This is a genomic window from Luteimonas campi, assembly GCF_051162505.1.
GTDB lineage: Bacteria > Pseudomonadota > Gammaproteobacteria > Xanthomonadales > Xanthomonadaceae > Luteimonas.
This window is the reverse complement of the sequence record NZ_JBNWEM010000002.1, coordinates 1,072,413-1,097,165: the sequence shown is the minus strand read 5'-3', so window position 1 is coordinate 1,097,165 and position 24,753 is coordinate 1,072,413. Positions and strand designations below refer to the sequence as shown.

Sequence of the window (24,753 nt, the reverse complement as noted above, 5' to 3'; positions counted from 1 at the left end):
GCCACAGCCCGACCCATCTTCGAAGGGAGAGAACCGCCATGAAGTACCGCACTTCCATGCTGTCGGCCGCGATCGCCGTGTGCCTCGGGGTTTCCGCACAGGCCCAGGCGCAGGACGCCGCCGCATCCGACCAGGCTACCGAACTCGACCGCGTGGTCGTCACCGGCATCCGCGCCAGCCTGCAGCAGGCGCTGGACACCAAGCGCAACGCCGACGCGATCGTCGATGTGATCACCGCCGAGGACGTCGGCAAGTTCCCGTCCACCAACGTGGCCGAGGCGATCACCATGATCCCCGGCGTCACCATCGACCGCCTGTTCGGCCAGGGCGAGCGCGTGAGCATCCTCGGCACCGACCCGGCGCTCAACCGCACCCTGCTCAACGGCCAGTCGGTGGCCTCGGCGGACTGGTTCATCCTCGACCACCCCAGCCGCACCTTCAACTACTCGCTGCTGGCGCCGCAGATCGTCGGCAAGGTCACGGTCTACAAGTCGCCGGAGGCGTACATCGACGAGGGTTCGATCGGCGGCACCGTGATCGTCGAGACGCGCAAGCCGCTCGACCTGGACGAGGACTTCGTGGTCGGCGGCCAGCTCGGCTACCTGTACAACGACCGCGACGAGGACGGCAAGCCGCAGGGCTCGCTGATGCTGGGCTGGAAGAACCAGGCCGACAACTTCGGCCTGATCGTCTCCGCGCAGCGCCTAGACGAGGTGATCCGCCGCGACGGCATCGAGGCCTACGGCAGCGTGACCGCGCGCCACTACCGCGATGGCGATCCCGGCGTCGCAGGCGCCAACGGCTCGGTCAACAATCCGCCGATGAACTGGGCGATCGGCGAACCCTTCGATCCCTTCTGCCAGGGCGCCTGCGCCGAGACGCTCGAGAACAACCTGGACGCACGCGGGCCGAACTCGCTCAGCGCATCGTTCTTCGAACAGGAACGCAAGCGCGACAGCTATTCGCTGGCCCTGCAGTTCCGGCCGAGGGAGGAACTCGACATCGAGTTCAACGCGCTCAGGATCGACGCCAGCTACGACAACATCAACCAGTCGATGTTCGCGTTCATGGGCAACGCCTACAACAGCCTTATGCGGCTGACCGACGTGACCATCGAGGAAGGCATCATCACCCGCGGCACGTTCGAGGGCGCGCTGTCGGTATTCGACGTGCAGAACCGCAAGTCCACGGTCGAGACCGATTCCTACGACCTCAAGGCGCGCTGGGACGGCGAGCGCTGGTTCGCTTCGGCGCATGTCGGCACCACCGAGGCGACCGGCGGCACCGGCCAGCAGGTGTTCGGCGAGTTCCTCAACTGGGGCAACTACACCTACGACATCAGCGGCGCGCCCTCGCAGCCGGGCAGCCTGACCTACCACGGCGCCAACCCCTTCACCGATCCGTCCGCGTTCCGCATGGACGGCGGCTGGGGCGCCGACCCGAGCGGCCCGACCACCTGGAATCCGGGCTGGGGCGGCAATATCGTGTTCAAGCCGACCCGCGACGAGGAGACCTATGGCCAGGTCGACTTCGGGCTGAAGTTCGACGCGCCGGTGTACCTGCTGCGTTTCGGCGCCAAGCGCCGCGAGCACGAAACCGAACAGCGGATGGGCGGCGTCTCGCTGGCCTCGGTGGTCGGCTACGGCGACGCCACCGCCGACATGTTCAATCCGCAGCCGGTGCCGGGCAACTACCTCAGCGGCTTCTCCGGCTACGGCGACCTCGGCAACCGCTTCACCATCGACGGCTGGGCGCTGGCCGACTACATCCTCAGCGGCGAGTGGCTGGCGCCCTGGCAGACGATGCCCGAGCCCAACACGTTCAACGACCCCTCGTTCGCCGCCAACACCTGGCGCATCCTTGAGGACATCAATGCCGCCTATGTGCAGGCCGATTTCAGCTGGAACGGCCTGCGCGGCAACGTCGGCCTGCGCTACGTGCAGACCGAGACCGAAAGCCACAGCTGGCAGTGCATCCGCACCGACGCGCCGCCGCCCTGCCCGGCCGACGGCTACGCGCCGGCGATGGTCGGCAAGAAGTACAACGACGTGCTGCCCAACGTGAACCTGGCCTACGACCTGGCCGACGACAAGGTGCTGCGCTTCTCCGCGGCCAAGGTCATCGCCCGCCCGAACTACAGCGACATGTCCAGCTACCTGTGGCTGGGCGACCAGACCCTGACCGGCGGCGGCGGCAATCCGGAGCTCGATCCCTACGAGTCGACCAACCTCGACCTGTCGGCCGAGTGGTACTTCGCCGAGGACGCGATCCTGGCCGGCTCGCTGTTCTACAAGGACGTGGACAACTACATCCTGACCACCACCCGCCCAGAGCAGCACTTCAACCAGTCGCAGAACGCGGTCACCACCTACCAGGTCGGGCGCCCGGACAACGCGGGCACGGCCAAGATCCAGGGCTTCGCGCTAGCCTGGCAGCAGCAGATCGCGGGCGGCTTCGGCCTGGTGGCCAACTACACCTATGCCGATGCCGAATCCAGCTCCGGCGATCCGATGCCCTACAACTCGAAGAACCAGCTCAACATCAGCCCCTACTTCGAGAACGAGCGCTTCAGCGCGCGGCTAAGCGCCTCCTGGCGGTCGGAGTACTTCACCAACGTCGACCGCGGCGATAACCTGTGGGTGCGTCCCTACACCTCGATGGACCTGTCGCTGGGCTACCGCTTCAACGACGGCGTCAGCCTCAACTTCGATGCGATGAACCTGCTCGACGAGGCCTACCACAGCTACGCCGACACCGAACGGTTGACCCGCGGCGTGTACCGCTCCGGGCGCAGGTTCCTGACCACCCTGCGCGTCCAGTTCTGACGGCCCCCTCCCGCTGAGCCGTCCTCCCGGGGGGCCCGGATCATCCGGGCCCCTTTTTTTGCCGAATGCCGCGGCCACCAGGGCCGGACCGCCCGCCTGGCCACGGCGTCCGGACGACATCCGGCGGCGGCTTGCGCCACCGTCGCGCCCGACCGAGGAACCCCGATGCACCTGACGCCCATGCTGCGGCTGCCCCTTGCCCTCCTGTGTTGCACCCTGGTGCTGGCCGCGTGCAGCGGCCACGCCGGCGCGCCCGCCGCCAGCGCGGCGGAAGCCGTCGCCGAGCCGGCCCTGATCCCCGCGCCAGCATCCGTGTCGCCGCGCGAAGGCAGCTTCCGTTTCGATGCGACGACCCGCGTGCATGCCCAGGGCGAACCCGCGCAGCGCGTAGCCGCCGCATTTTCCGCAATGGTCGCCAGGACCCAGGCGGTGACGCCGGCGACCACGGCGGAGCCCCACGCCACCGGCGGCATCTCCTTCGCCATCGATCCGACCGCCTCGGCCGACGCTGCGGAGGGTTACGTGCTGGACGTGTCCGCCGACGGCGTGCGCGTGGCCGCCAGCGACGAGCGCGGGCTGTTCTACGGCGCGGTCACCCTCTGGCAGCTGCTGTCCTCCGCGCAGGGCGAAGCGGTACGCATCCCGGCGCTGCGCATCGAGGATGCCCCGCGCTTCGCCTGGCGCGGGCTGATGCTCGATTCGGCGCGGCACCTGCAGAGCGTCGAGCAGATCAAGCAGCTGCTCGACGCCATGGCACGGCACAAGCTCAACACCTTCCACTGGCACCTGACCGACGACCAGGGCTGGCGCATCGAGATTCCGGAGTATCCGCGACTGATGGAAGTGGCGGCGTGCCGCATTCCCGCTGGCGAAGCCGGCACCGACCCGGCCAGCGGCCAGACCCGGCCCTACTGCGGCTACTACACGCAGGCGCAGATCCGCGAGATCGTGGCCTACGCAGCCGCGCGTCACATCACCGTGGTGCCGGAGTTCGACATGCCCGGCCACGTGCAGGCGGTGGTGGCCGCCTACCCGCAGTACGGATCGCTGGGGAATACGCCACCGGTGTCCAACGAGTGGGGCGTGCACCAGTACCTGTTCAACGTCGAGGAGGAGACCTTCGTCTTCATCGAGGACGTGCTCGACCAGATCATGGCGCTGTTTCCCTCGCCCTACATCCATATCGGGGGCGACGAGGCAGTCAAGGACCAGTGGCAGGCCTCGCCGCTGGTGCAGGCCCGCATGAAGGCGCTGGGCATCGCCGACGAGACGGCGCTGCAGAGCTGGTTCATCAAACGCGTCGGCGCCTATCTCGACAGCAAGGGCCGGCGCCTGCTCGGCTGGGACGAGATCCTCGATGGCGGTCTCGCACCGCAGGCCACGGTGATGTCCTGGCGTGGCACGGAGGGCGGGATCGCCGCCGCACGCGCAGGGCACGACGTGGTGATGACGCCGGCCGACAAGCTGTACCTGGACTACCTGCAGACCGGCTCGCCCAACGAGGTGCCCGGACGGCCCAGCCAGGTCACACTGCGCGACGTGTACGAGTTCGAGCCGGTGCCCGAAGTGCTGGCGCCCGCGCAGCGCCACCACATCCTCGGCGTGCAGGCCAACCTGTGGACCGAACACCTGCGCAGCTGGGAGCGGATGCAGCACGCCTACTTCCCGCGCGTGGCCGCACTGGCCGAGTCGGCCTGGTCGCCGGCCACGCGCAAGGACTACCAGGACTTCCTGACGCGACTGCCCGCCCAGCTCGCGCGCTACCGGGCCTTCGGCATCGCCCATGCGCAGACGCCGTTCGAAGTCCTGGCCAGCGCGGAGCGGGAGGGCGCCGGCGACAGCGTGCAGGTCACGCTGGAGAACCCGCTCGGCTACGCGGTGCGCTACACCACCGACGGCAGCGATCCGGATGCCGGATCGCCGCTGTACGTCGCGCCGCTGCAGGCGCCGCTGCCGCTCGAAATCCGTGCCGCGGCGTTCCACGCGACGCAGGCGCTGGGCCCGCTGTCGCGCCATGCCTACAGCATCGCAAGTCTGCGGGTACGCACGGACGAGCAGCTCGCCACCTGCCCGGATACCGGCCGCCTGCTGCTGCGGCTGGAGGACGACGGCCCGGTAGGCGGCGAGCGCGCGCTCTACAACGTGACCATCTTCCATCCCTGCTGGCTGTGGCAGGACGCCGACCTGGACGGCATCGCCGCGGTGAAGGTGCGGCTGGGACGCATCCCCTATTTCTTCCAGCTGGCGCACGACGAGCCGGCGCGCAGGTTCGCGCCGGCCGAGACCGAGCACGGCGAACTGCTGGTGCAGGCCGGCGGGTGCGCTGGCACCACCGTGGCCCGGCAGCCGTTGCCGGCGCGCGCCGGCGCGGACGGGTTCGTGGAACTGGAGCTGCCGCTGGACGATGTAGCCGGTCGCAGCGATCTGTGCTTCACCCCGACCGGCGATACGCGGCCGGACATGTGGGTCCTCGATCGGGTCGAGCTGCTGCCGCGCTGATCGGCGCCCTGCATCGCCCGGCGGCCACGTCACGGCCGTCCGGGTGGGCGAGGCACCCCGCGGGCCAGATCCCGTCCCTGCTGCGTTTCGGGCGGCGCCCGCGAAGGCCGGATACGCCGGGCCTAGCGTCCGGCCGGATCCCTGCCGTCGATCCGCAGCAGCAGGTCGTGCAGCGGCGTCAGGCGCGTGGCCAGGCCGGCGATCACGCCCAGGGTGTTGGCCAGCGCGTCGCGGGTCTCGGCCATCCGGTCCACCGTCAGCGCGCCCTGGGCGTATTCGATGCCGATCCCCAGCAGCACCAGGCCCATCCCGGCGCCGAGCAGCGCAGGCCAGTTGCGGAACAGCTGCACCGCGCTCGCCGACAGGGCGAAATAGCCGAGGAAGTGCGACCACTTGTCGCTGCCCTCGAAATCCGGCATCGGCGGCGGCGGCATCAGCGACAGCACCACGATCGCGGCGATCGCCAGCATCCACAGCGCCACCCAGAAGCGCGGATGCCGCAGCGGCTTGAGCGAGCGGCCTGGCCGGTAGCCGCGACTCACAGGCGGAAGCACAGGTCGCCCAGCAGGAAGGCCGCGTCCAGCGGCACGTCGCGCGCGAACCCCATTACCTGGAAGCGCTCGCCCATCCCGCCCGGCACGGTCAGCGCCTTGGCCTGCTGGCGAAGCGCATAGCGCGCGGCCTCGTCCACCGCGCCGGCCTCATGCGCCGCCAGGCGCTGCTCCAGGCCGTTTCCGATCAGGAAACTCGCCTGCGAACAGTAGCCGGCCAGTTCGAAACCCGCGCCGGTCCCGGCTTCGGCCAGCGCGGTGAAGTCCACCGAGGCGGTGATGTCCTGCAGCCCCAGCCGTGCGAACACGTCCTCCACCAGGCGGTGGCGATGGAAGGCGCGCAGGGTGCCGTCGCGACGGCGCGGGTCGTAGTACTCGCGGCGTGGATAGCCGTAGTCCACGAACAGCAGCGCGCCGGCGCGCATGCCGCCGGCCACCGCCTGCAGCCAGTACGGCAGCTGCGGCAGCAGCTCGGCGCGGTGGCCATCGGCGAACGGCGCGTCGAGCTGGCGTTCGACGTGGCGCACCGCCGCCGTCAGCAGCGCGTCGGCCGGCCGGTCGATCCGCCGGAAGCCTTCGCCATCCAGCGCCACGTGCTCCTCGAACACCTCGCCGCCCTGCAGCAAGAAGCGCGGCGTGGGCAGTGCGTCCAGCACCTCGTTGGCGAACAGCACGCCGTGCCAGTCGTCGGGCATGGGCCCGTCCAGCCATTCGACACGCGCGAACACCGTCGCCGGCAAGCGGGCGGCCAGGTAGTCGCGCTGGCGCTCGCGCAGGTCGGCGCTGGGTTCGAGGATGGCGTAGCGCGCCGGCATCGCGTCGAGTTCGCACAGGTGCGCGATCGCATCGCCTGCGAAGCGGCCGCTGCCGGCGCCGACTTCGAGAAAGCGTGCATCGGGACCGCACTGGCGCAGCGCCGGCGCCAGCGCGGCGGCCACGCATTCGGCGAACAGCGGCCCCAGTTCCGGGGCGGTGACGAAATCGCCGGCGGCGCCGAACTTGGTGGCGCCGGCGCTGTAGTAGCCCAGCCCCGGTGCATACAGCGCCAGCTCCATGAACCGCCAGAACGGGATCGCGCCGCCTGCGGCGGCGACCTGCTCGCGGATCAGCGCGTGCAGGCGCGCGCTGTGGGCGATGGCGTCGTTCTCGGGCGGGGCATCGGACATCGGCAACGTCTGCGGCGACAATGCGTCAGGATAACGGCAATCCCGGAGCACACCATGTCGACGCCCGCCCTTGTGGCCCTGGTGACCGGCGGCGCACGCCGTCTCGGCGCCGCCATCGTGCGGCGGCTGCATGCGGCCGGCTATGCGGTGGCCGTGCACTGCCGCGACTCCGGCGCGGAGGCCGCAGCGCTGGCGGCCTCCCTCGAATCGACGCGCCCAGGCAGCGCGCGGGTGCTGCAGGCGGACCTGGCCCGGTTCGACGCGCTGCCTGAGCTGGTCGCGCACACGGTCGGCCACTTCGGCCGGCTCGACGCGCTGGTGAACAACGCCGCCGCCTTCTTTCCCACGCCCGCGGGCACGGTGACGCCGGCACAGTGGGACACCTTGCTGGGTACCAACCTGCGCGCGCCGTTCTTTCTGTCGCAGGCCGCCGCGCCGCACCTGAAGGCCAGCGGCGGCGCCATCCTCAACATCAGCGACGTCTATGCGCGCCAGCCGCGCGCGGACCTGCTGGCCTACGCGATCAGCAAGGGCGGGCTGGAGGCGATGACCCGCGCGCTGGCCGCCGCCCTGGCGCCGGAGGTGCGGGTGAACGCGATCGCGCCCGGCGCCATCCTGTGGCCGGAGGACGCGCCGGACCCGGCGCTGCAGCAGCGCATCCTGGCCCACACCGCACTGGGCCGCATCGGGGAAGTGGAGGAGATCGCCGCCACCGCGCTGTGGCTGCTGCGCGATGCCGGCTACACGACCGGCACGGTGATCGCTGTCGACGGCGGCCGCACGCCGCTGGGCGCCTGAGCGGCCGCAGCGACGCCGGCTGCGGCCGTCCCCCGTCCCGCCTCAGCGCGCTTTCGGCAGGAAGGCCTGCGCCAGCCCGGCCTCGCGGAACGCCGGCGGCGTCTCGTGCGACACCGCATAGCGGTACAGCGCCGCGGAGTAGATGCCGCTCAGGGCCGCCTGGTAGATGCCCACCAGCAACACCACCAGCACGAACACGACGCCCACCAGCACCGCCAGCGCCAGCGAGACCTGCGCCGCCAGCAGGGTCGCGCCCACGCCCACCAGCACCACCGCGAAGGTGATCAGGCCGAAGGCGGCGCCGATGCCCACCTGGCCGACCGCGTTCTCGCCCCAGGTGCGCTTGAGCAGCGACACGCTCTGCCGGAGCGCATCAATCGGACCGATGTCGCGCGAGACCAGCACCGGCACCACCAGGAAGGTCGCCAGCGTCCAGGCCGCGCCCAGCCCGCTGCCGACCAGCCTGACCACGAAGTTGTTGTCGCGGTTCTTGAGCGACTGCAGCAGCACGCCCACGGTGGCGGCGATCGCCGCATAGCCCAGGATCGCCGGGATCTTGGCCTTCGCCGCATTGAATCCGTCGGCCAGCGTCGGGTCGCCGCCCTCGAGCCGGATCATCGCCGCGCCGACCAGGGCGCAGTTGAAGAAGATCATCACGCTGTACTGGACGAAGTAGAACAGGAAGCCGAACACCGCGGCGCCGATGCCGAAGCCCTCGGCGAAGATCCGCAGCGCGAACATCGGCAGCAGGAAGGTCGCCAGCACGATCAGCGTGGCGATGCCCGAGATGACCGGGAACAGCATCAGCTCCTTGTCCGAACGCAGCACCGAAGCGCTGGCCTTGACCAGGTCCCAACTGCGGGAAAACTTGTCGAACATGGGTGCCTCCAGGGTGGTCCGCATCCTGCCCGGGGCGCCGGCGCGCCCGCAATGCGGGGATGAGACCGGAAGACGGGCGTGGTGGCGGCGATGTGACCGGGCGTGCCCGGCGCCGGGCCGCCTCAGCCCAGTTCCACCCGCTCGAAGTCCACTGCGTGGTCCGGGTGCGCGGCCCACAGTGCGGCGATGCGCTCTCCGCTCAGCGGATGCCGCGCGTCCGGGGCGATGTCGGCCAGCGGCTTGAGGACGAAGGCGTGGCGCAGCTCGTCGCGCGGGACCCGCAGGATCGGCGTGGTGCCGGCCGGCGTGGCCGGACCCGGGCCCTCGGCCACGAGGTCGTCGAACAGCACGATGTCGATGTCCAGGGTGCGGTCGCTGTAGCGCGGCCCGCTGCGGTCGCGCCCGTGCGTGTCCTCCAGCGCATGCAGCCAGGCGTTGAGCGCGTGCGCGTCGAGGCCGGTGCGCAGCACGGCGGCGGCATTGAGGAAGTCCGGCCCCTCGTACCCGACAGCCGGGAAGCGATAGAACGGCGAGACGCGCACCTCCGGGAACTCCGCCCGCAGCGCGCGCACAGCCTCGCGCAGGTACCGCCCTGGCTCGAGGTTGCTGCCGAGACTGAGATAGGCGGTGTGCATGGCGCGCTCCGGAAGGGCGCACATGATCGCGCATCCCGGCGCGATCGGGCGAGCCCGGCCCCGACGCGGGACGCGCCCCGCGCGGCGGCGCCTCAGCCGGTGGCGTCCGCCCCCGGCGCTGCGTCGGCGCGACGCAGGGTGACGTCGAGCGGCGCATCGCCCATGGTCTGGAACACGCGCAGGCCGAACTCGGGAAGGATCGCCAGCAGGTGGTCGAAGATGTCGGCCTGGGTGCCCTCGTAGTAGGCCCAGCGCACGTCGCTGGTGAAGCAGTAGATCTCCAGCGGCAGGCCTTCGGCGGTGGGCTGCAGCTGGCGCACCAGCAGGGTCATGTCCTGGTTGATGCCCGGATGATGCCGCAGGTACTGCTCGACGTAGGCGCGGAAGGTGCCCAGGTTGGTGACCCGGCGGCGGTTGACCGCCTCGGCGCCGCGTTCGGCCAGCGTCGCGTTCCAGTCGCGGATCTCGTTGGCCTTTCGGTCCAGGTAGCCGTCGATCAGCACGAAGCGGCGCATCCGTGCCACCTCGTCCTCGTCCAGGAAGCGCACCGAGCGCTGGTCGAGGTACAGCGCGCGCTTGATCCGGCGTCCACCGGATTCGCTCATCCCGCGCCAGTTCTTGAACGAGTCGCTGATCAGCTTCTTGGTGGGGACTGTGGTGATGGTCTTGTCCCAGTTCTGCACCGTCACCGTGTGCAGGGCGATGTCGATCACGTCGCCATCGGCGTTCTGGCTGGGCATCTCGATCCAGTCGCCGATGCGCACGCGGCCGTCGTTGCTGATCTGCACGCTGGCAACCAGCGACAGGATGGTGTCCTGGAAGATCAGCATCAGCACCGCCGTCATCGCACCCAGGCCGGTGAGGATGTGCAGGAACTGGGCGCCGATCAGGGTCGCCACGATCGAGATGGCGACCAGCACGAACATCACGATCTTGGCCACCTGCAGGTAGCCCTTGATCGGCTTGTTGCGCGCGTTGGGACGGCGCTCGTAGACCTGGTTGACCAGATCCAGCGCGCGCGAAAGCGCCAGCGCGACGGTCAGCACGATGAAGGCCTGGCACAGCGAGCGCACCACGGCCACCACCTGCGGCGGCAGGTCGGGCACCACCGAGACGCCCGCCGCGATCACCATCGCCGGCACCACGTTGGCCAGGCGCGGGATCACCCGCATCCGCACCTCGCTGCCATGCGCCTCGCCGCGAGCCACCGACGTCTGCAGCGCGCGCTGGATGCCGCGCAGCAGCACCCGCTTGGTGAGCCAGTTGGCCAGCCAGGCCGCCAGCAGCAGCACGGCGATGGCCAGGCCGCTGTAGGCCCACGGATACGGCGCCAGCGCCGCCTGCAATCTCTCGAGCTGTTCCTGCAAAACCTGCGTTCCTTTCCTGCGCGACGACTATCGGGCTACTGCGCGCGCACGCGCTCGATGACCACGCCAACCGCACGGGCACCGCGCACCGCACCCGGCTTGCTGAGCTTCAATCGTAACCAGTCGACCTTGAACTCATCGATCACGATCTGCGCGCAGCGCTCGGCCAGCGTCTCCACCAGGCCGAAGTCCGACTGCGAGACATACTCGATCAGGCGCTTGCTCACCGCCTTGTAGTTGAGCGTGTCGGCGAGGTCGTCGCTCGCGGCCGGCACCCGGTTGTCGAAGCCCATTTCCAGGTCGAACACCAGGGTCTGGCGGATCCGCCGCTCCCAGTCGTAGATGCCGATCAGCGCGTCGATCTCGAGCGCTTCGATGAAAACTTTGTCCATGGGGCGGGGATTCGGGATTGGGGATTCGGGATTGGGAGTGCGCAGCGCTTCGATGCATCGCGCGTTCCCGGCCAAGATCCCCCGTCACGCCTGGGATGACAAGTCGCGGCCGGGATGCGTTGCTCTTCCGAATCCCTAATCCCGACTCCCCAATCCCGTCGCTGCCGCCACCGGCGGCAGCGACCCCATGTCCCAGCGCGGGGTGACATGCACGGCCGGGCCGTCGTGCTGGCCGGCCTGCAGCCGCAGCGCGCCGGCGAAGGCGATCATGGCGCCGTTGTCGGTGCACAGGGCCGGTCGCGGGAAGCAGGCGCGGCCGCCGCGGGCGGCGGCCATCTCCTGCAGCCGCGCGCGCAGGCGGCGGTTGGCGCCGACGCCGCCGGACACCACGATCACGTCGGTGCCGGCGGCATCCAGCGCGCGCTGGCACTTGATCGCCAGGGTTTCGACCACCGCGTCCTCGAAGCCGCGGGCGATATCGGCACGGGTCTGGTCCGACTGGTCGGACTGCTGCCAGGCCAGCAGTACCTGGGTCTTGAGTCCGCTGAAGCTGAAATCCAGGCCGGGGCGATCGGTCATCGGCCGCGAGAAGCGGAAGGCCCCAGGGTTGCCCTGCTCGGCCAGCGCGGCCAGCTGCGGGCCGCCGGGGTAGGGCAGGCCCATCAGCTTGGCGGTCTTGTCGAAGGCCTCGCCGGCGGCATCGTCCAGGGTCTCGCCCAGGAGCCGGTAGCTGCCAATGCCGTCCACCGCCACCAGTTGGGTGTGCCCGCCCGAAACCAGCAGAGCCACGAACGGCGGCTGCGGCGGGTCGTCCTCCATCAGCGGGGCCAGCAGGTGGCCTTCCATGTGGTGCACCGCCACGGCGGGCAGGTCCAGCGCCCAGGCCAGGGAACGGGCCACCCCGGCGCCGACCAGCAGCGCCCCCACCAGGCCGGGGCCGGCGGTATAGGCCACCCCGTCCAGGTCGGCGACGGCCAGCCCGGCTTCGTCCAGTGTCTGGCGCACCAGCGGCAGCAGCTTGCGCACGTGGTCGCGGCTGGCCAGTTCCGGTACCACCCCGCCATACTCGGCGTGCAGCGCGATCTGGCTGTAGACGGCATGGGCGCGCAGGCCGGCCGCGCCGGGCAGGCCGGTGTCGTAGACGGCCACGCCGGTCTCGTCGCAGCTCGATTCGATGCCCAGGACCTTCATGCAGGGGAGATGGGCGCCGGTTGCGCCGTTGCAATGCCAGCGGCTATCATACGCGGCTCCCCTGGCCGTCCGGGCCGGGAGGTGCGAGTCCTTCGCAGAGACCGGCCCGCTGTCGGCCGGACTTCCCAGACACCAGAGATTCCTATGCCCAGCGTCAAAGTCCGCGAAAACGAGCCGTTCGAGTTTGCCCTGCGCCGCTTCAAGCGCACCTGCGAGAAGGCCGGCGTCCTGGCCGAGACCCGCAAGCGCGAGTTCTACGAGAAGCCGACCCAGGAGCGCAAGCGCAAGGCGGCCGCCGCGGTGAAGCGCCAGGCGCGTCGCGTCTCGCGCGACGTCACCAAGCGCCAGCGCCTGTACTGAGCCGCGTCGCTTCGCAAGAAGCCGGCACGCGCGAGCGTCGCCGGCTTTTTGTGTTTATGCCTTGGCGCGCGCCTGCTGCGCCGATCCCCCCGCCACCCACAGATCCCGCATCCATGACCCTGAAGCAGCAGCTCACCGACGACATGAAGGCCGCGATGAAGGCCGGCGAGAAGGACCGCCTCGGCGTGATCCGGCTGATCAACGCCGCGATCAAGCAGCGTGAGGTCGACGAACGCATCCAGCTCGACGATGCCGCGGTGCTGGCGGTGCTGGAGAAGATGCTCAAGCAGCGCAAGGACTCGGTGACCCAGTTCGAGGCCGCCGGCCGCGACGACCTGGTGGCGATCGAGCGGGCCGAAATCGAGGTGATCCAGGCCTACCTGCCCGCGCAGCTGGACGAGGCCCAGATCGCGGCCGCCATCGACAGCGCCATCGCGCAGACCGGCGCCAGCGGCCCGGCCGACATGGGCAAGCTGATGGGCGTGCTCAAGCCGGCCCTGGCCGGGCAGGCCGACATGGGCCTGGTGTCGAAGCTGGTCAAGCAGAAGCTGGCCGGCTGAAGCGCAATCTGCTCGCGGGGCGGGACTGGCCGCCCTCGCAAGCCGAGCGTATCCGGCCACGGTTGCTGCACGATCGCCCATGTCGCCGCCTCCCGTCATCGCGCTTCGCCCCGCGCGCCGCGACGACGTGCCGGCGATCCTCGCGCTGATCCGCGCGCTGGCCGAGTACGAGCGGCTCGCGCATGAGGTCGAGGCCGACGAGGACGCACTGGCGGCCACCCTGTTCGGCGAGCGGCCGGTCGCCGAAGTGGTGATGGCCGAGGTCGATGGCGATACCGCCGGCTTCGCCCTGTTCTTCCACAACTACTCGACCTTCCTCGCCAGGCCCGGCCTGTATCTGGAGGACCTGTTCGTGCATCCGCGCCATCGCGGCCTGGGCGTCGGTCGACGGCTGATGGCGCACCTCGCGCAACTGGCGCTGGCCCGCGGCTGCGGACGCTTCGAGTGGTCGGTGCTGGACTGGAACGCGCCGGCGATCGGTTTCTACCGCCGCCTGGGCGCGGTGGGCATGGACGGCTGGACCACGCAGCGCGTCACCGGCGAGGCCCTGCGCAGGCTCGCGGCCGACCCGGTGCGCTGACCGCGCCGTCACGGGCGCCCTGCTGGAATCGGCCCTTTCGGACACAGGAGCCCCGGGATGCGCACCGACCCGGCGACCGCCGCGGTGCGCGACGACGCGGGCGGCACCGACGACAGCCCACCCCGCCGGACGACAGGCGGACGGATCGACGCGATCGACCTGGCCCGCGGCTTCGCCGTGTGCCTGATGATCGTCGCGCATGGCACCAATGGGCTGATGCCCTACAGCGACTTCCCCGACTGGGGCCAGGTGCCGGTGCATGCGCTGACCAAGTTCTCCTCTTCGCTGTTCTTCATCGTGTTCGGCGTGGCGCTGGCGGTGGCCTTCGTACCGAAGACCGGCGCGCCGGACTGGCCGCGGCGCCGCAACCGCCTGCTGCGGCGCGGGCTGCTGGTGCTGCTCTGGTACAAGCTGCTGACCGTGGTGGAGCTGTGGGATCGCGAGCGCGGGGAGATCGTGGACGCGCTGCTGTACCGCGACTTCCCCTCGTTCGTCGAAATCCTCGGCTTCTACGCCATCGCCCTGCTGTGGATCCCGTGGCTGCTGCCGCTGTGGGCGAAGGCGCCGGCGTGGCTGCGCTGGCTGAGCCCGCTGCCGGTGGTCTGGCTGTCCTGGTGGCTGCTGCAGCATGCCGGCTTCGGCGGCGTGCCGCAGCTGCAGGCGATCTTCGTCGAGCATCCGGACTACTACACCTGGGGCCAGCTCTCTCGCCTGCCGCTGGTGCTGATCGGCCTGCTGATCGGCGGAGCGCTGCTTCACTGCCACGCGCAGGCGGTCAGGCGGCTGCTGCTGGCAGGCGGCGTCGCGCTGGCCGCCTGCGTGCTGCTGGCCTGGTTCGCGCTGCGCGCGGACGACATGGATGCGGCCCTGGTGGCGATCGGCCGCAACGACGGCAAGCATCCGCCGGGCCTGCTGTTCTCGCTGTTCAGCGTGGGCGGCGCGCTGGCGCTGCTGGCGCTGTGCATCGCCGGCGGCAACCTGCTGGCCAGCCTGCTGCGTCCGATCGCGGTGGTCGGCAGCGACGCGCTGATGGCCTTCATCGTGCACATCAGCGTGATCTTCCTGCTCTGGCGCAACACGTTCGAGTGGTACCAGGCGGTGTCGTACGCGCATGCGCTGCAGATGTCGCTGCTGCTGGTCGCGGTCACGGCGCTGTGGATCTGGATCTGGAAACGGCTGCCGCTGCCCTGGCGCCAGGCTGCACACACGCCAACACAGGCGCCGGCCCGAGGCTGATGTTCAGCGGCGATGGCGTGCGTTCACGCCAGACTCGGGCGGCGATGAAGACGCTCGCCACCCTCGCACTGGCCGCGGCGCTGCTGGCCGCGGCCCAGGTGTCCGCGCAGCCGGCCAGGCCGTCTACGACCGGGTTGCCGGTCCGTGTGCCGCAGGTCCTGCCGGTGCCCGGCTGGAGCAGCGCGCTGCAGGCGGCGCTGGAACGGGTCGATGCACGCCATCCCGGCGACATCGGCGTGTACGTGCGCCACCTGGATCGCGACGAGTCGTTCTCCTACCGCGCCGAAGAACCCTGGTACCTGGCCTCGGGCATCAAGGTGCCGGTGGCGATCGCGGTGATGCGCGCGGTCGCGGGCGGCGCGCTGTCGCTCGACACGCGGGTGACGCTGCGCGAGGACGACTACGTCGATGGCGCCGGCGGCACCAATGCCTTCAAGCCCGGCGCGCGCCTGCGCGTGGCCTGGCTGCTGGAGCAGATGATCGTGCACAGCGACAACACCGCCAGCGACGTGCTGATCCGCACCGTGGGCATCGACCAGGTCAACGCCGTCGCCGCCGAACTCAGCGGCGCAGCGGACCTGCGCATCACCACCCTGGCCGATGTGCGCCGCCTGGCCTATGGCCAGCTGCATCCGGCCGCGTCGCGCCTGGGCGCGGCCGACCTGCTCGCCATCCGCGCCAGCGGCGCCGGACCGGCGCGTGTGCGCACCTTCGCCCAGCGGCTGTCGCTGACGCCCGCGCAGCTGCGGCTCGACAGCCTCGACGCCGCCTTCGAGGCCTACTACGCCAGCCACGTGAACAGCGCCAGCCTGGTCGACTTCGGCCGCATGCTGGCCGCGCTCTCGGATGGCCGCGCCCTGCCGCCGCGGGAGACGGTGTACCTGCTCGATCTGATGGCGCGGGTGCAGACCGGCCATCGCCGCCTGCGCGCCGGCCTGCCGCCGGGCACGCGCTTCGAGCACAAGACCGGGACCCAGCACCTGCGCACCTGCGACCTCGGCATCGCGACCGTGCCCGCAGCCGCGCGCGACACCGCACCGGCGCGGGTGGTGATCGCCGCCTGCACGCGCGGCACCGGCACCGCGGCGGGCGAGCGCGCGCTGCGCGATGTTGCCGCGGCCATCACCGCCTCCGGGGTATTCAGGCAGGCCCCGCCGCGCCCGACGGTGTCGCCCACCCCACCCGCATGACGCCTGCCCCGTTTCGCCTGCCGCGCCTCCCGCTCGCCCTGCTCCTGCTCGCGCTGGCCGCCTGCCGCGGTGAGCCGGAGGGGCCGGTCGAGCAGCAGCAGGCCGCGACCACGACGCAGGCCGAGGCTCCGGCCTGGGTGGACGCGCTGGACACGGAGATCGAGCGCATCGATGCGGCCATGCCCGGCGAGTTCGGCGTCCATGTCTCGCGCTTCGGCCCGCACGCCGGCACCCTGGATCGCGGCAACGGCCGCGCCTGGTACCTGTCGTCCACGGTCAAGGTGCCGGTGGCGATCGCGATCCTCGAAGCGGTGGACGCCGGGCGCATGTCGCTGGACGACGAAATGGAGCTGCAGCGCAGCGACTTCGTCGACGGCGCCGGCGACATGCTGCAGCACACGCCCGGCACCCGCTTCAGCCTCGCGACGCTGCTGGAGAAATCGCTGCGCGACAGCGACAGCACCGCCACCGACATGCTGATCCGTCACTTGGGCGAGGACCGGCTCAACGCGCGCATCGGCGAATGGGTGGGCGAGGGCTTCGGCCCGATCACCACCATCCTGCAGGTGCGTTACGACGCCTACGGCCCGCTCCATCCAGGCGTGGAGACGCTGGACAACATGCAGATCGTGGCCCTGCGCAACGCCGAGGCCGGCGAGCCGCGGCTGCAGGCGCTGGCCGATGCCCTGGGCGTGGAACGCTCCGAGCTGCGTGCCGAATCCATCGAGCATGCCTTCGAAGCCTATTACCAGGGCGGCAAGAACACGGCCACGTTGAGCGCGTTCGCACGCCTGCTCGAGCGCGTGGCCGCGGGCGAGCTGCTGTCTCCCGAGAGTACCGACCTGCTGCTTTCGCACATGCGCGCGATCACCACCGGCGCCCGCCGCATCAGTGCTGGCCTGCCGGAGGGCAGCGACTTCGCGCAGAAGACCGGCACCCAGCTCGCGCGCGCCTGCAACGTCGGCATCCTCGACGCCGAGCGCGGCCGCGACGGCGCCACCGTGGTGGTTGCCTGCGCCGAGCGCTTCGAAGACCTGGGCCAGGCCGAACAGGCCTTCCAGTCGCTGGGCCAGGCGCTCGGCGAACTGGCGCAGACCGATCGGCCGCGCTGACGCGCAGTCGACGCCGGCGCGGCGATGATCGTGCCATGCAGCACGCGAAACAGAAGGTCGAGCAGCTGACCGGGCGCTTCCAGCAAAGCCTGGCGGGCGCACTGCTGCAGCGCTTCGTCGAGGCCGGGCTGATGACCCAGGCCGCATCGCTGGCCTTCTACGCGCTGCTGTCGCTGGCGCCGCTGCTGGTGCTGCTGCTGTGGATCACCGCCTCGCTGTATCCGCCCGCGCAGCAGTCGCTGATCGACCAGGTGGGCGAGCTGGCCGGGCCGGGCTCGGCGCAGGTGGCCGAGACCGTGATCCGCAATGCCACCGACCAGCCCGACATGGGCTCTTTGGCGGGCATCTGGAGCACGATCCTGCTGTTCGTCGGCGCGACGGTGGTGTTCGCCCAGCTGCAGGGCGCGCTGAACCTGATCTTCCGCAGCGAGGCGCAGCGCTTCACCGGGCTGGTGGCGTGGCTGCGCAAGCGCGTGTTCTCGCTGGGCGTCGTGCTGGCCATCGGCTTCCTGCTGATCATTTCGATGGTCGCGACCACCGCGCTGCAGATCGCGTTCGCGCGCATGCCCTCGTTGCTGCCGGCGGTGGGCTACAGCGTGACGTTCCTGATCTACGTGATCACCTTCGCCTTCCTCTACCACTACCTGCCCGACCGCCGCGTGGCCTGGCCGCAGGCCTTCCTGGGGGGCGCGATCACGGCCGGGCTGTTCGCGATCGGCCGCTGGATGATCGGCCTGTACCTGGCCCAGGCCGCGCCGGGCAGCGCCTATGGCTCGATGGGCGCGCTGGTGCTGCTGCTGGTGTGGATCTACTACGGCGGCGTGGTGTTCTTCGTCGGCGCGCTGCTCACGGCCGTGATCGACGAACGCGCAAACCACCGGCCCGAGGCCGAACGGCCGCGTCCGGTGCCAGCGGGAACGCTGTAGCGGCCGCGCCGCGCGGCCCCCGGGGCGGGACCGACGCCGGCCAGGTCGTCCTTGCATGGCCTGGTGCCGGCACCAGCGCGCGGCGCGGTCGCGTCACAGGGCTGCGAAAGCCTGGATGTCGCGTCGCGGCGGCGCCCCCATGCGGCGCCCGCATACACTAGTCGCATGGCCCGCATCCCCGACGCCTTCATCGATGACCTGCTCGCCAGGACGGATATCGTCGAGGTGGTCGGCGCGCGCGTGCCGCTCAAGCGCCAGGGCAAGGAGTATTCGGCGCGCTGCCCGTTCCACGACGAGCGCTCGCCCTCGTTCACGGTGTCGCCGACCAAGCAGTTCTACCACTGCTTCGGCTGCGGGGCGCATGGCACCGCGATCTCCTTCCTCATGCAGTACGACCGGCTGGAGTTCCTCGACGCGGTCGACGAGCTGGCCCGCCAGGCCGGCATCGAGGTCCCGCGCGAAACCCAGCAGCGCAACGCCAATCCCGACACCCAGGACCTGTTCAACGCGCTGGAGGCCGCCTCGCGCTACTACCAGCGCCAGCTGGCGGGCAGCGACAAGGCGCGCGCCTACCTCGACGGCCGCGGCGTGGGCGAGGCGGTGCGCGCGCAGTTCGCGATCGGTTATGCGCCCGAAGGCTTCTCCGCGCTGAAGGACGCGCTGGGCACCGACCCGCGCCGGCTGCAGCTGCTCGAGCGCGCAGGCATGCTGTCGAAGAACGACCGCGGCCATGTCTACGACAAGTTCCGCGACCGCGTGATGTTCCCCATCCTCGATCGTCGCGGCCGGGTGATCGCCTTCGGCGGGCGCGTGCTCGGCAAGGACGACGGCCCCAAGTACCTCAACTCGCCCGAGACCGCGCTGTTCCACAAGGGGCGAGAGCTGTACGGCCTGTGGCAGGTGCGCCAGGCCAACCAGAAGATCGAGCGGTTGATCGTGGTCGAGGGCTATATGGACGTGGTCGCCCTGTTCGAGCACGGGGTGAGCCAGGCCGTGGCCACGCTCGGCACCGCGACCACGCCCGACCACGCCGAGCTGCTGTTCCGCAACGCGCCGGACGTGTATTTCTGCTTCGACGGCGACCGCGCAGGTCGCAGCGCGGCATGGAAGGCGGTGGAATCCGTGCTGCCGCGCATGCGCGATGGCCGTCAGGCCATCTTCGCGTTCCTGCCCGAGGGCGAGGATCCCGACAGCATCGTCCGCAAGGAAGGCGCGCAGGGCTTCGACGCGCGCCTGCGCGCGGGCACGCCGCTGTCGCAGTTCCTGTTCGACACGCTGTCCGAAGGCGTCTCGCTGTCCACGCTCGACGGCAAGGCACGGCTGGCGGAACGCGCCAAGCCGCTGCTGGCGCAGATCCCCGACGGCGCCTTTGGCGACCTGATGCAGCAGCGGCTGACCGAACTCACCGGCGTGGGCGCGCGCGCGGCCCAGGCGGAGACACGCGCACCGATCCGCCGCCAGGGCAGCCAGCCGCTGGCGCCGCCCCGGCGCAGCCTGGTGCGCAGCGCGATCTCGCTGCTGCTGCAGCAGCCGTCGCTGGCGCTGGATCTCGCGCCACCCTACCGCTTCGTCGCGTTGCGCCAGCCCGGCATCGACCTGCTGACCGAACTCATCGCCCTGGTGAGCATGCGGCCGGACATCACCACCGGCGCGCTGCTCGAGCATTTCGCCGACCGCGAGGATGGCGCCGCCCTGCACAAGCTCGCCACCCAGAGCCTGCCCGGCGATGCCGCCAACTGGCGCGCGGAGTTCCAGGACGCCATCGCCCAGCTGGACCGGCAGACCCTGCAGCAACGCATCGACGAACTGCAGGACAAGCAGCGCGGACCCGGCCTGGACGAGGCCGACAAGGCGGAACTGCGGGAGCTGCTGCAGGCACGGCGCTGAGAAGCGCCAGGCGCGACAGCGCGTGCCCGGCACACCGGCGCCCCGCCCGTCCGCCGCTGCGAGGGGCGGACGGGGGTGAGCCGGACCGCGTTACGCAACCCCCGTGCAATGCAGCCCGATCCCCGCCCAGCCGCCGGGAGCAGGGCGCCGACGACGCATTCACGCCGGCTTCGCCCCCGGAGGGCCGCCTTGGGGCGCAGGGGCGATGTCGCCGCAGATCCCGTGCAGCCGCCCTAGGGCACTCCCCAGCTGACCGGCGGGGCGCGCCCGCGGGATCATCCCCGCATCGACCATGCGGCCCTGCGCCACGGAGATGCGTCATGTCCGATCCCGTCAACGACGCCGTCAGCACCATCCAGGACAACCTCTCGGAAGGCTGGACCGACTGGGACGTCAGCCATGGCGACCTCACCGAGAACAACCGCGTCCTCGCCGGGCTCAGCCCCGAACAGCGCAACCAGGTCATCCAGGAACTCAGCGACGGCAACCTCGACAAGTGGGCCGACGAGATCAACGGCACCCTGGGCGAGCTGAGCGCCGGCGAACGCCAGGACCTGTTCAACTCCCTGGCCGAAGGCCTCGACGCCGAACAGCTGGCGCGCGTCACCGCCGCGTTCGAAGGCCACGGCGGCAGCATCGCCGAACTCGGCCGCGCCATCGGCGAACGCGCCCCTGCCACGGTGCGCGCCGATTATGTGGAGCGCATGGCGGCGCAGACCGACAGCGGCGACACGCTCGATATCGACGCCGGCTTCGGCTACACCAGCTCCACCCGCGCCGATCCAGAGGCGCTTGCTGTGGGCCATGTGCTGTCGAGCCTGTCCGACGATCCGGCCTCGTTCGATCGCGCCGTGGCCGCGCTCAGCGACGGCCAGCTGGATTCGGTGCTCGAGAGCGCCGCCGGCAGCAGCATGACCACGACCTCCATGGGCCGGGCCAGCAGCACCAGCGTCGACTACGATCCGTCCCTGCTGGCCGACATCGTCACCGCCGCTGCCAGCAGCGGCGACGCGGCCACCAAGGCACGCGTGTTCGAAGGCGCCGCCGGGCAGCTGCAGGACATCCAGGATGCCGGCGGCCTGATGACGCCCTATGTCGGCCAGAAGGACGACGTGGCCGCAGTGGCCAATGCCCTCGGCACCCTGCTCGACAGCGATCCCAACGGCATCGTGACCCAGCTGCGCACCAACAACGATCCCGCCGGCCAGGCGATGGTGTCCTATACCGCGGGCCTGCTCGCCACCGGCCAGGAGGACCGCCTGCGCGACACCATCGTCCGCCTGCAGCAGGGCAACGACGGCAGCGGCCACGCCTTCGAGGCCTTCCAGGATCCGGTGGTCTCGCGCAACCTCGGCTACTTCACCGGTACCACCGCCGCCGCCATCAACAACGTCACCAGCGACCGCGAAGCCCAGGCCGACATGCTGAAGAACATCTTCGGCGCCGGCTTCGGTGCGGCGGGCGCCGCCAATCCGGTGGCCGGCGTGATCGCTTCGGTCGGCAACGGCATTACCGCGCAGACCATCGACTCGGTGGTCGGCGCCGTGGCCGATGGCGACAAGGAGCTCAAGCAGGCGCTGTACGAGCTGGGCATCCCGCGCGATGCCAGCGGCGCGATCAATGATGCCGGTCCCGGGTTCGACAGCTTCAACGCCGCCTACGCCGCCGCGGCCGAAGCCAACCGTTGATCCGCCCTGCGCGCCATGCCGCCTGCACGCGCGGCGCGCTAGGCTATCGGTTCCGCCACGGTCCACGCAGCCGATGCATGCGCCCCTCCGGTTCCTTCCCGCCGTCCTGCTCTGCGCCGCGCTCGCCACGGGCTGCGGCCGCCGCGCCGACATGAGCCTTCCCGAACTGGCTCCGCCCGCGGGCGCCACCCGCTACGCCACCGACGACGCCAGCACTGACCGCGTGTCGCTGGCGTTCGCCGACCTGCATGGGTCGTTGCGGACGCTGGGCGACGGCCACTGGACGCCCACCTACTACCGGCTTGCCGAGGGCAGCGACTGGAACCGCGTGCGCGACGATCTCGACCGCCAGGCCCGCGCCGCGGGCTGGGAGCCGCAGCCCGGCCTCAGCCCCAGCGGCACCGGTGGCTATCCGCGCCAGGCCTGGAGCAACGATGGCCAGGTCATTGCCGCCGCCCTGGTCGAGCCCCCGGGCAGCGACGGCGCCACCGTGCTGATGGTGCTGACGCCGCGGCAGTAGGGCCGCGGCCGGTCTTCCCGCTTGCGTCCTCGCTTGCGTCCTCGCTTGCGGACAGGCTGGAAGGAACGCGCGAAGGCACCGTGCCGCAGTGTGACCCCGCGCAGGCGCAGAGCGCCGATCCCGCGATGGTCAGAGCCGGGCGGTGCGGACAGCGATCATCCGCCCTCTCGCCGTTATCGTTGGCTTGCGCCCTGCCCGGCGGCCGGCCTGCTCCGTAACCGATGCGGACAAGGCCGGGGTGCCGCGTGGACTTGGCGGGACGAACCCGTGCCAAAGGCCCGACGCCCTCTCTGAAGCGCGCTCCGGCGAGGGAGTGCGCGCCACGCAGCCGGATCTGCACTAGCCTGTCCCCACCAGTCTCCGGGAGAGCCACCCATGCGCCTGACCCCGCCGCTTGCCAGCCTCGCCCTCGGCCTGGCGCTGGCCCTGCCCGCCATGGCCCAAACCGCGCAGCCCGCGCCAGCCGAGGTCGAACGCAAGGAACAGGGCAACCGCGTCACCGAGCACGTCCCCGAGATTCCGGCCGAACTCGTCGAGCGCCTCAACCGCTACCAGAACACACGAGGCGCCTCGGTCGACGGCTGGACCGGCGATGGCTGCCTGCTCGTCTCCACCCGTTTCGCCGAAACCAGCCAGGTCCATCGCGTGTGCCAACCCCTGGGCATGCGCGAACAGCTCACGTTCTACCCCGAGCCCCTCGCCGGCGTGACCGTCGCCCCATCCGCCGCACCGCGACGCGGGTTCGTGTTCGCGAAGGATCGCGGCGGCGACGAGTTCTCGCAGCTGTACTGGTTCGACGACCAGACCCGCGACACCACCCTCCTCACCGATGGCAGGCGCAGCCAGAACGGCGGCACGGTGCTGAGCCGCGACGGCGGCCTGATGGCGTACAGCAGCACCGCGCGCAATGGCACCGACCGCGACATCTGGCTGCGCGACATGCGCAGCGGGCAGGCGCGCCTGCTGCTGCAGGAAGGCGGCAGCTGGAGCGCCCAGGACTTCTCGCCCGACGGCGCCCGCCTGCTGGTGATGAAGTACATCTCGGCCAACGAGTCGTATCCCGGCGAAGTGGACGTGGCCAGCGGCCGCGTGCGCATGTTCCCGATCGACGGCGGCAAGGCGGGCTTTGGTGGATTCCGCTACGCCCCGGACGGCGAGGGCGTGTACTACGTGTCGGACGAGCCGGTGGGCGGCCGGCCCAGCGAGTTCCAGACGCTGCGCCACCATCGCCCCGGCGGCCAACCGGTGCAACTGAGCACCGCGCCTTGGGACGTGGACGCATTCGAGCTGTCCGATGACGGACGCCACCTGGCCTATGTCACCAACGAGGACGGCATCCACCGCCTCACCGTGCTGGCCCTGCCGGCCCACACGGCAGTGCGCCTGCCAGAGCTGCCGGTGGGCCTGATCGGCGGCCTCGAGTTCTCGCCCGATGGCCGGCGGCTGGCGGTGACGCTCAACACCGCCACCTCGCCCAGCGACGCGCACGTCATCGACCTGCGCGGTGGCAGTATCGAGCGCTGGACGAAGAGCGAAGTGGGCGGCCTGGACACCAGCCGTTTCGTCGCCCCCACCCTGGTGCGCTATCCCACCTTCGACCACGTGGACGGCAAGCCGCGCACCATCCCCGCCTTCTACTACCGGCCCGCGAAGCCTGCGCCTGCAGGCGGTTACCCGGTGGTGGTGAGCATCCATGGCGGTCCCGAATCGCAGTCGCGGCCGGGCTTCAATGCCGGTACCCAGTTCCTGCTCGAAGAGCTGGGCGTGGCGGTGCTGGTTCCCAACGTGCGCGGCTCATCCGGATACGGCAAGACCTGGCTCACCCTGGACAATGCCGAGAAGCGCGAGGATTCGGTCAAGGACATCGGCGCCCTGCTCGACTGGATCGCCGGGCAACCCGAACTCGACGCCTCGCGCGTGGGCGTGACCGGCGGCAGCTACGGCGGCTACATGGTGCTCGCCTCGCTGATGCACTACAGCGACCGCATCCGCGCCGGCATCGACATCGTGGGCATCTCGGATTTCACCACCTTCCTCACCAACACCGAGGAATACCGCCGCGACCTGCGCCGTGCCGAGTACGGCGACGAGCGCGACCCCGCCATGCGCGCCGTGTTCGACCGCATCTCCCCGCTGAAGAACGCCCACCGCATCGATGCCCCTCTGTTCGTCGCCCAAGGCCGGAACGACCCGCGCGTGCCCTACACCGAGGCCGAGCAGATCGCCGCGGCCGTACGCGCGAACGGCAAGCCGGTGTGGTTCCTGATGTTCAACGACGAAGGGCACGGATTCCGGAAGAAGAGCAACAGCGACTACTTCGGCGCGGCGTCAATCCTGTTCTGGCAGCAACACCTGCTGGGGGGTTAGGCGGTCGCGCGAGCCGATCTGCTC

21 protein-coding genes are annotated in these 24,753 nt (G+C 70.6%); 14 read left to right on the top strand and 7 right to left on the bottom strand.

The features are described from left to right. The first annotated feature begins 38 nt into the window (after positions 1-38). Together ACQYVW_RS09770 and ACQYVW_RS09765 are read left to right on the top strand one after the other, a co-directional pair. Positions 39-2,825, top strand: a complete 2,787-nt coding sequence (locus ACQYVW_RS09770; protein ID WP_434932979.1) for a TonB-dependent receptor — start codon at positions 39-41, stop codon at positions 2,823-2,825. Between the two features lie 165 nt (positions 2,826-2,990). Continuing rightward, entirely contained in the window at positions 2,991-5,324 is a 2,334-nt protein-coding gene (locus tag ACQYVW_RS09765) for a beta-N-acetylhexosaminidase (protein ID WP_434946847.1), read from the top strand. 122 nt (positions 5,325-5,446) lie between these two features. Here ACQYVW_RS09765 and ACQYVW_RS09760 read toward each other — a convergent pair whose 3' ends face one another. Further along, on the bottom strand, positions 5,447-5,794 hold the full coding sequence (locus ACQYVW_RS09760) for a VanZ family protein (protein ID WP_434933023.1): 348 nt from the start codon (positions 5,792-5,794) through the stop codon (positions 5,447-5,449). A gap of 68 nt (positions 5,795-5,862) precedes the next feature. After that, a complete protein-coding gene (locus ACQYVW_RS09755; RefSeq protein ID WP_434946846.1) occupies positions 5,863-7,041 on the bottom strand; it encodes a class I SAM-dependent methyltransferase in 1,179 nt (392 codons plus the stop codon). Positions 7,042-7,095: 54 nt separating this feature from the next. Here ACQYVW_RS09755 and ACQYVW_RS09750 point away from each other — a divergent pair, with 54 nt between their 5' ends. Then, positions 7,096-7,839, top strand: a complete 744-nt coding sequence (locus ACQYVW_RS09750; RefSeq protein ID WP_434946845.1) for a pteridine reductase — start codon at positions 7,096-7,098, stop codon at positions 7,837-7,839. Positions 7,840-7,881: 42 nt separating this feature from the next. Here the strand turns inward: ACQYVW_RS09750 and ACQYVW_RS09745 are convergent, their stop codons facing one another. The 5 genes from ACQYVW_RS09745 to tsaD all read right to left on the bottom strand — a co-directional run bounded on the left by ACQYVW_RS09745 (position 7,882) and on the right by tsaD (position 12,303). After that, positions 7,882-8,718, bottom strand: coding sequence for a DUF6159 family protein (locus tag ACQYVW_RS09745; RefSeq protein WP_434946844.1), 837 nt, complete (start codon positions 8,716-8,718; stop codon positions 7,882-7,884). Between the two features lie 122 nt (positions 8,719-8,840). Continuing rightward, positions 8,841-9,353, bottom strand: a complete 513-nt coding sequence (gene folK, locus ACQYVW_RS09740) for a 2-amino-4-hydroxy-6-hydroxymethyldihydropteridine diphosphokinase (RefSeq protein WP_434946843.1) — start codon at positions 9,351-9,353, stop codon at positions 8,841-8,843. Positions 9,354-9,445: 92 nt separating this feature from the next. Beyond that, a complete protein-coding gene (locus ACQYVW_RS09735) occupies positions 9,446-10,720 on the bottom strand; it encodes a mechanosensitive ion channel family protein (RefSeq protein ID WP_434946842.1) in 1,275 nt (424 codons plus the stop codon). 35 nt (positions 10,721-10,755) lie between these two features. Continuing rightward, positions 10,756-11,112 (bottom strand): dihydroneopterin aldolase, encoded by a 357-nt coding sequence (gene folB, locus ACQYVW_RS09730; RefSeq protein WP_434946841.1) that lies wholly within the window; start codon positions 11,110-11,112, stop codon positions 10,756-10,758. Positions 11,113-11,247: 135 nt separating this feature from the next. After that, positions 11,248-12,303, bottom strand: coding sequence for a tRNA (adenosine(37)-N6)-threonylcarbamoyltransferase complex transferase subunit TsaD (gene tsaD, locus ACQYVW_RS09725; RefSeq protein ID WP_434946840.1), 1,056 nt, complete (start codon positions 12,301-12,303; stop codon positions 11,248-11,250). Between the two features lie 144 nt (positions 12,304-12,447). Between tsaD and rpsU the strand changes: the two genes are divergently transcribed. The 11 genes from rpsU to ACQYVW_RS09670 all read left to right on the top strand — a co-directional run bounded on the left by rpsU (position 12,448) and on the right by ACQYVW_RS09670 (position 24,729). Then, positions 12,448-12,663, top strand: a complete 216-nt coding sequence (gene rpsU / locus ACQYVW_RS09720) for a 30S ribosomal protein S21 (protein WP_047138278.1) — start codon at positions 12,448-12,450, stop codon at positions 12,661-12,663. Between the two features lie 113 nt (positions 12,664-12,776). Continuing rightward, a complete protein-coding gene (locus ACQYVW_RS09715; RefSeq protein ID WP_434946839.1) occupies positions 12,777-13,223 on the top strand; it encodes a GatB/YqeY domain-containing protein in 447 nt (148 codons plus the stop codon). A gap of 79 nt (positions 13,224-13,302) precedes the next feature. Further along, the gene (locus tag ACQYVW_RS09710; RefSeq protein ID WP_434946838.1) at positions 13,303-13,803 is read left to right on the top strand and encodes a GNAT family N-acetyltransferase; all 501 of its coding nucleotides are present in this window, start codon (positions 13,303-13,305) and stop codon (positions 13,801-13,803) included. Positions 13,804-13,860: 57 nt separating this feature from the next. Further along, positions 13,861-15,039, top strand: a complete 1,179-nt coding sequence (locus tag ACQYVW_RS09705; protein WP_434946837.1) for an acyltransferase family protein — start codon at positions 13,861-13,863, stop codon at positions 15,037-15,039. 44 nt (positions 15,040-15,083) lie between these two features. Continuing rightward, a complete protein-coding gene (locus tag ACQYVW_RS09700; RefSeq protein WP_434946836.1) occupies positions 15,084-16,229 on the top strand; it encodes a serine hydrolase in 1,146 nt (381 codons plus the stop codon). Beyond that, positions 16,226-17,341, top strand: coding sequence for a serine hydrolase (locus ACQYVW_RS09695; protein WP_434946835.1), 1,116 nt, complete (start codon positions 16,226-16,228; stop codon positions 17,339-17,341). Before ACQYVW_RS09700 ends, ACQYVW_RS09695 begins: the two co-directional genes overlap by 4 nt. A 35-nt stretch (positions 17,342-17,376) precedes the next feature. Beyond that, entirely contained in the window at positions 17,377-18,267 is an 891-nt protein-coding gene (locus ACQYVW_RS09690) for a YihY/virulence factor BrkB family protein (RefSeq protein WP_434946834.1), read from the top strand. Between the two features lie 165 nt (positions 18,268-18,432). Continuing rightward, positions 18,433-20,154, top strand: coding sequence for a DNA primase (dnaG, locus tag ACQYVW_RS09685; protein ID WP_434946833.1), 1,722 nt, complete (start codon positions 18,433-18,435; stop codon positions 20,152-20,154). 320 nt (positions 20,155-20,474) lie between these two features. After that, entirely contained in the window at positions 20,475-21,842 is a 1,368-nt protein-coding gene (locus tag ACQYVW_RS09680) for a hypothetical protein (protein ID WP_434946832.1), read from the top strand. A 151-nt stretch (positions 21,843-21,993) separates the two neighbouring features. After that, positions 21,994-22,362 (top strand): hypothetical protein, encoded by a 369-nt coding sequence (locus tag ACQYVW_RS09675; RefSeq protein ID WP_434946831.1) that lies wholly within the window; start codon positions 21,994-21,996, stop codon positions 22,360-22,362. A 375-nt stretch (positions 22,363-22,737) separates the two neighbouring features. After that, on the top strand, positions 22,738-24,729 hold the full coding sequence (locus ACQYVW_RS09670) for a S9 family peptidase (protein ID WP_434946830.1): 1,992 nt from the start codon (positions 22,738-22,740) through the stop codon (positions 24,727-24,729). Positions 24,730-24,753: the final 24 nt, after the last annotated feature.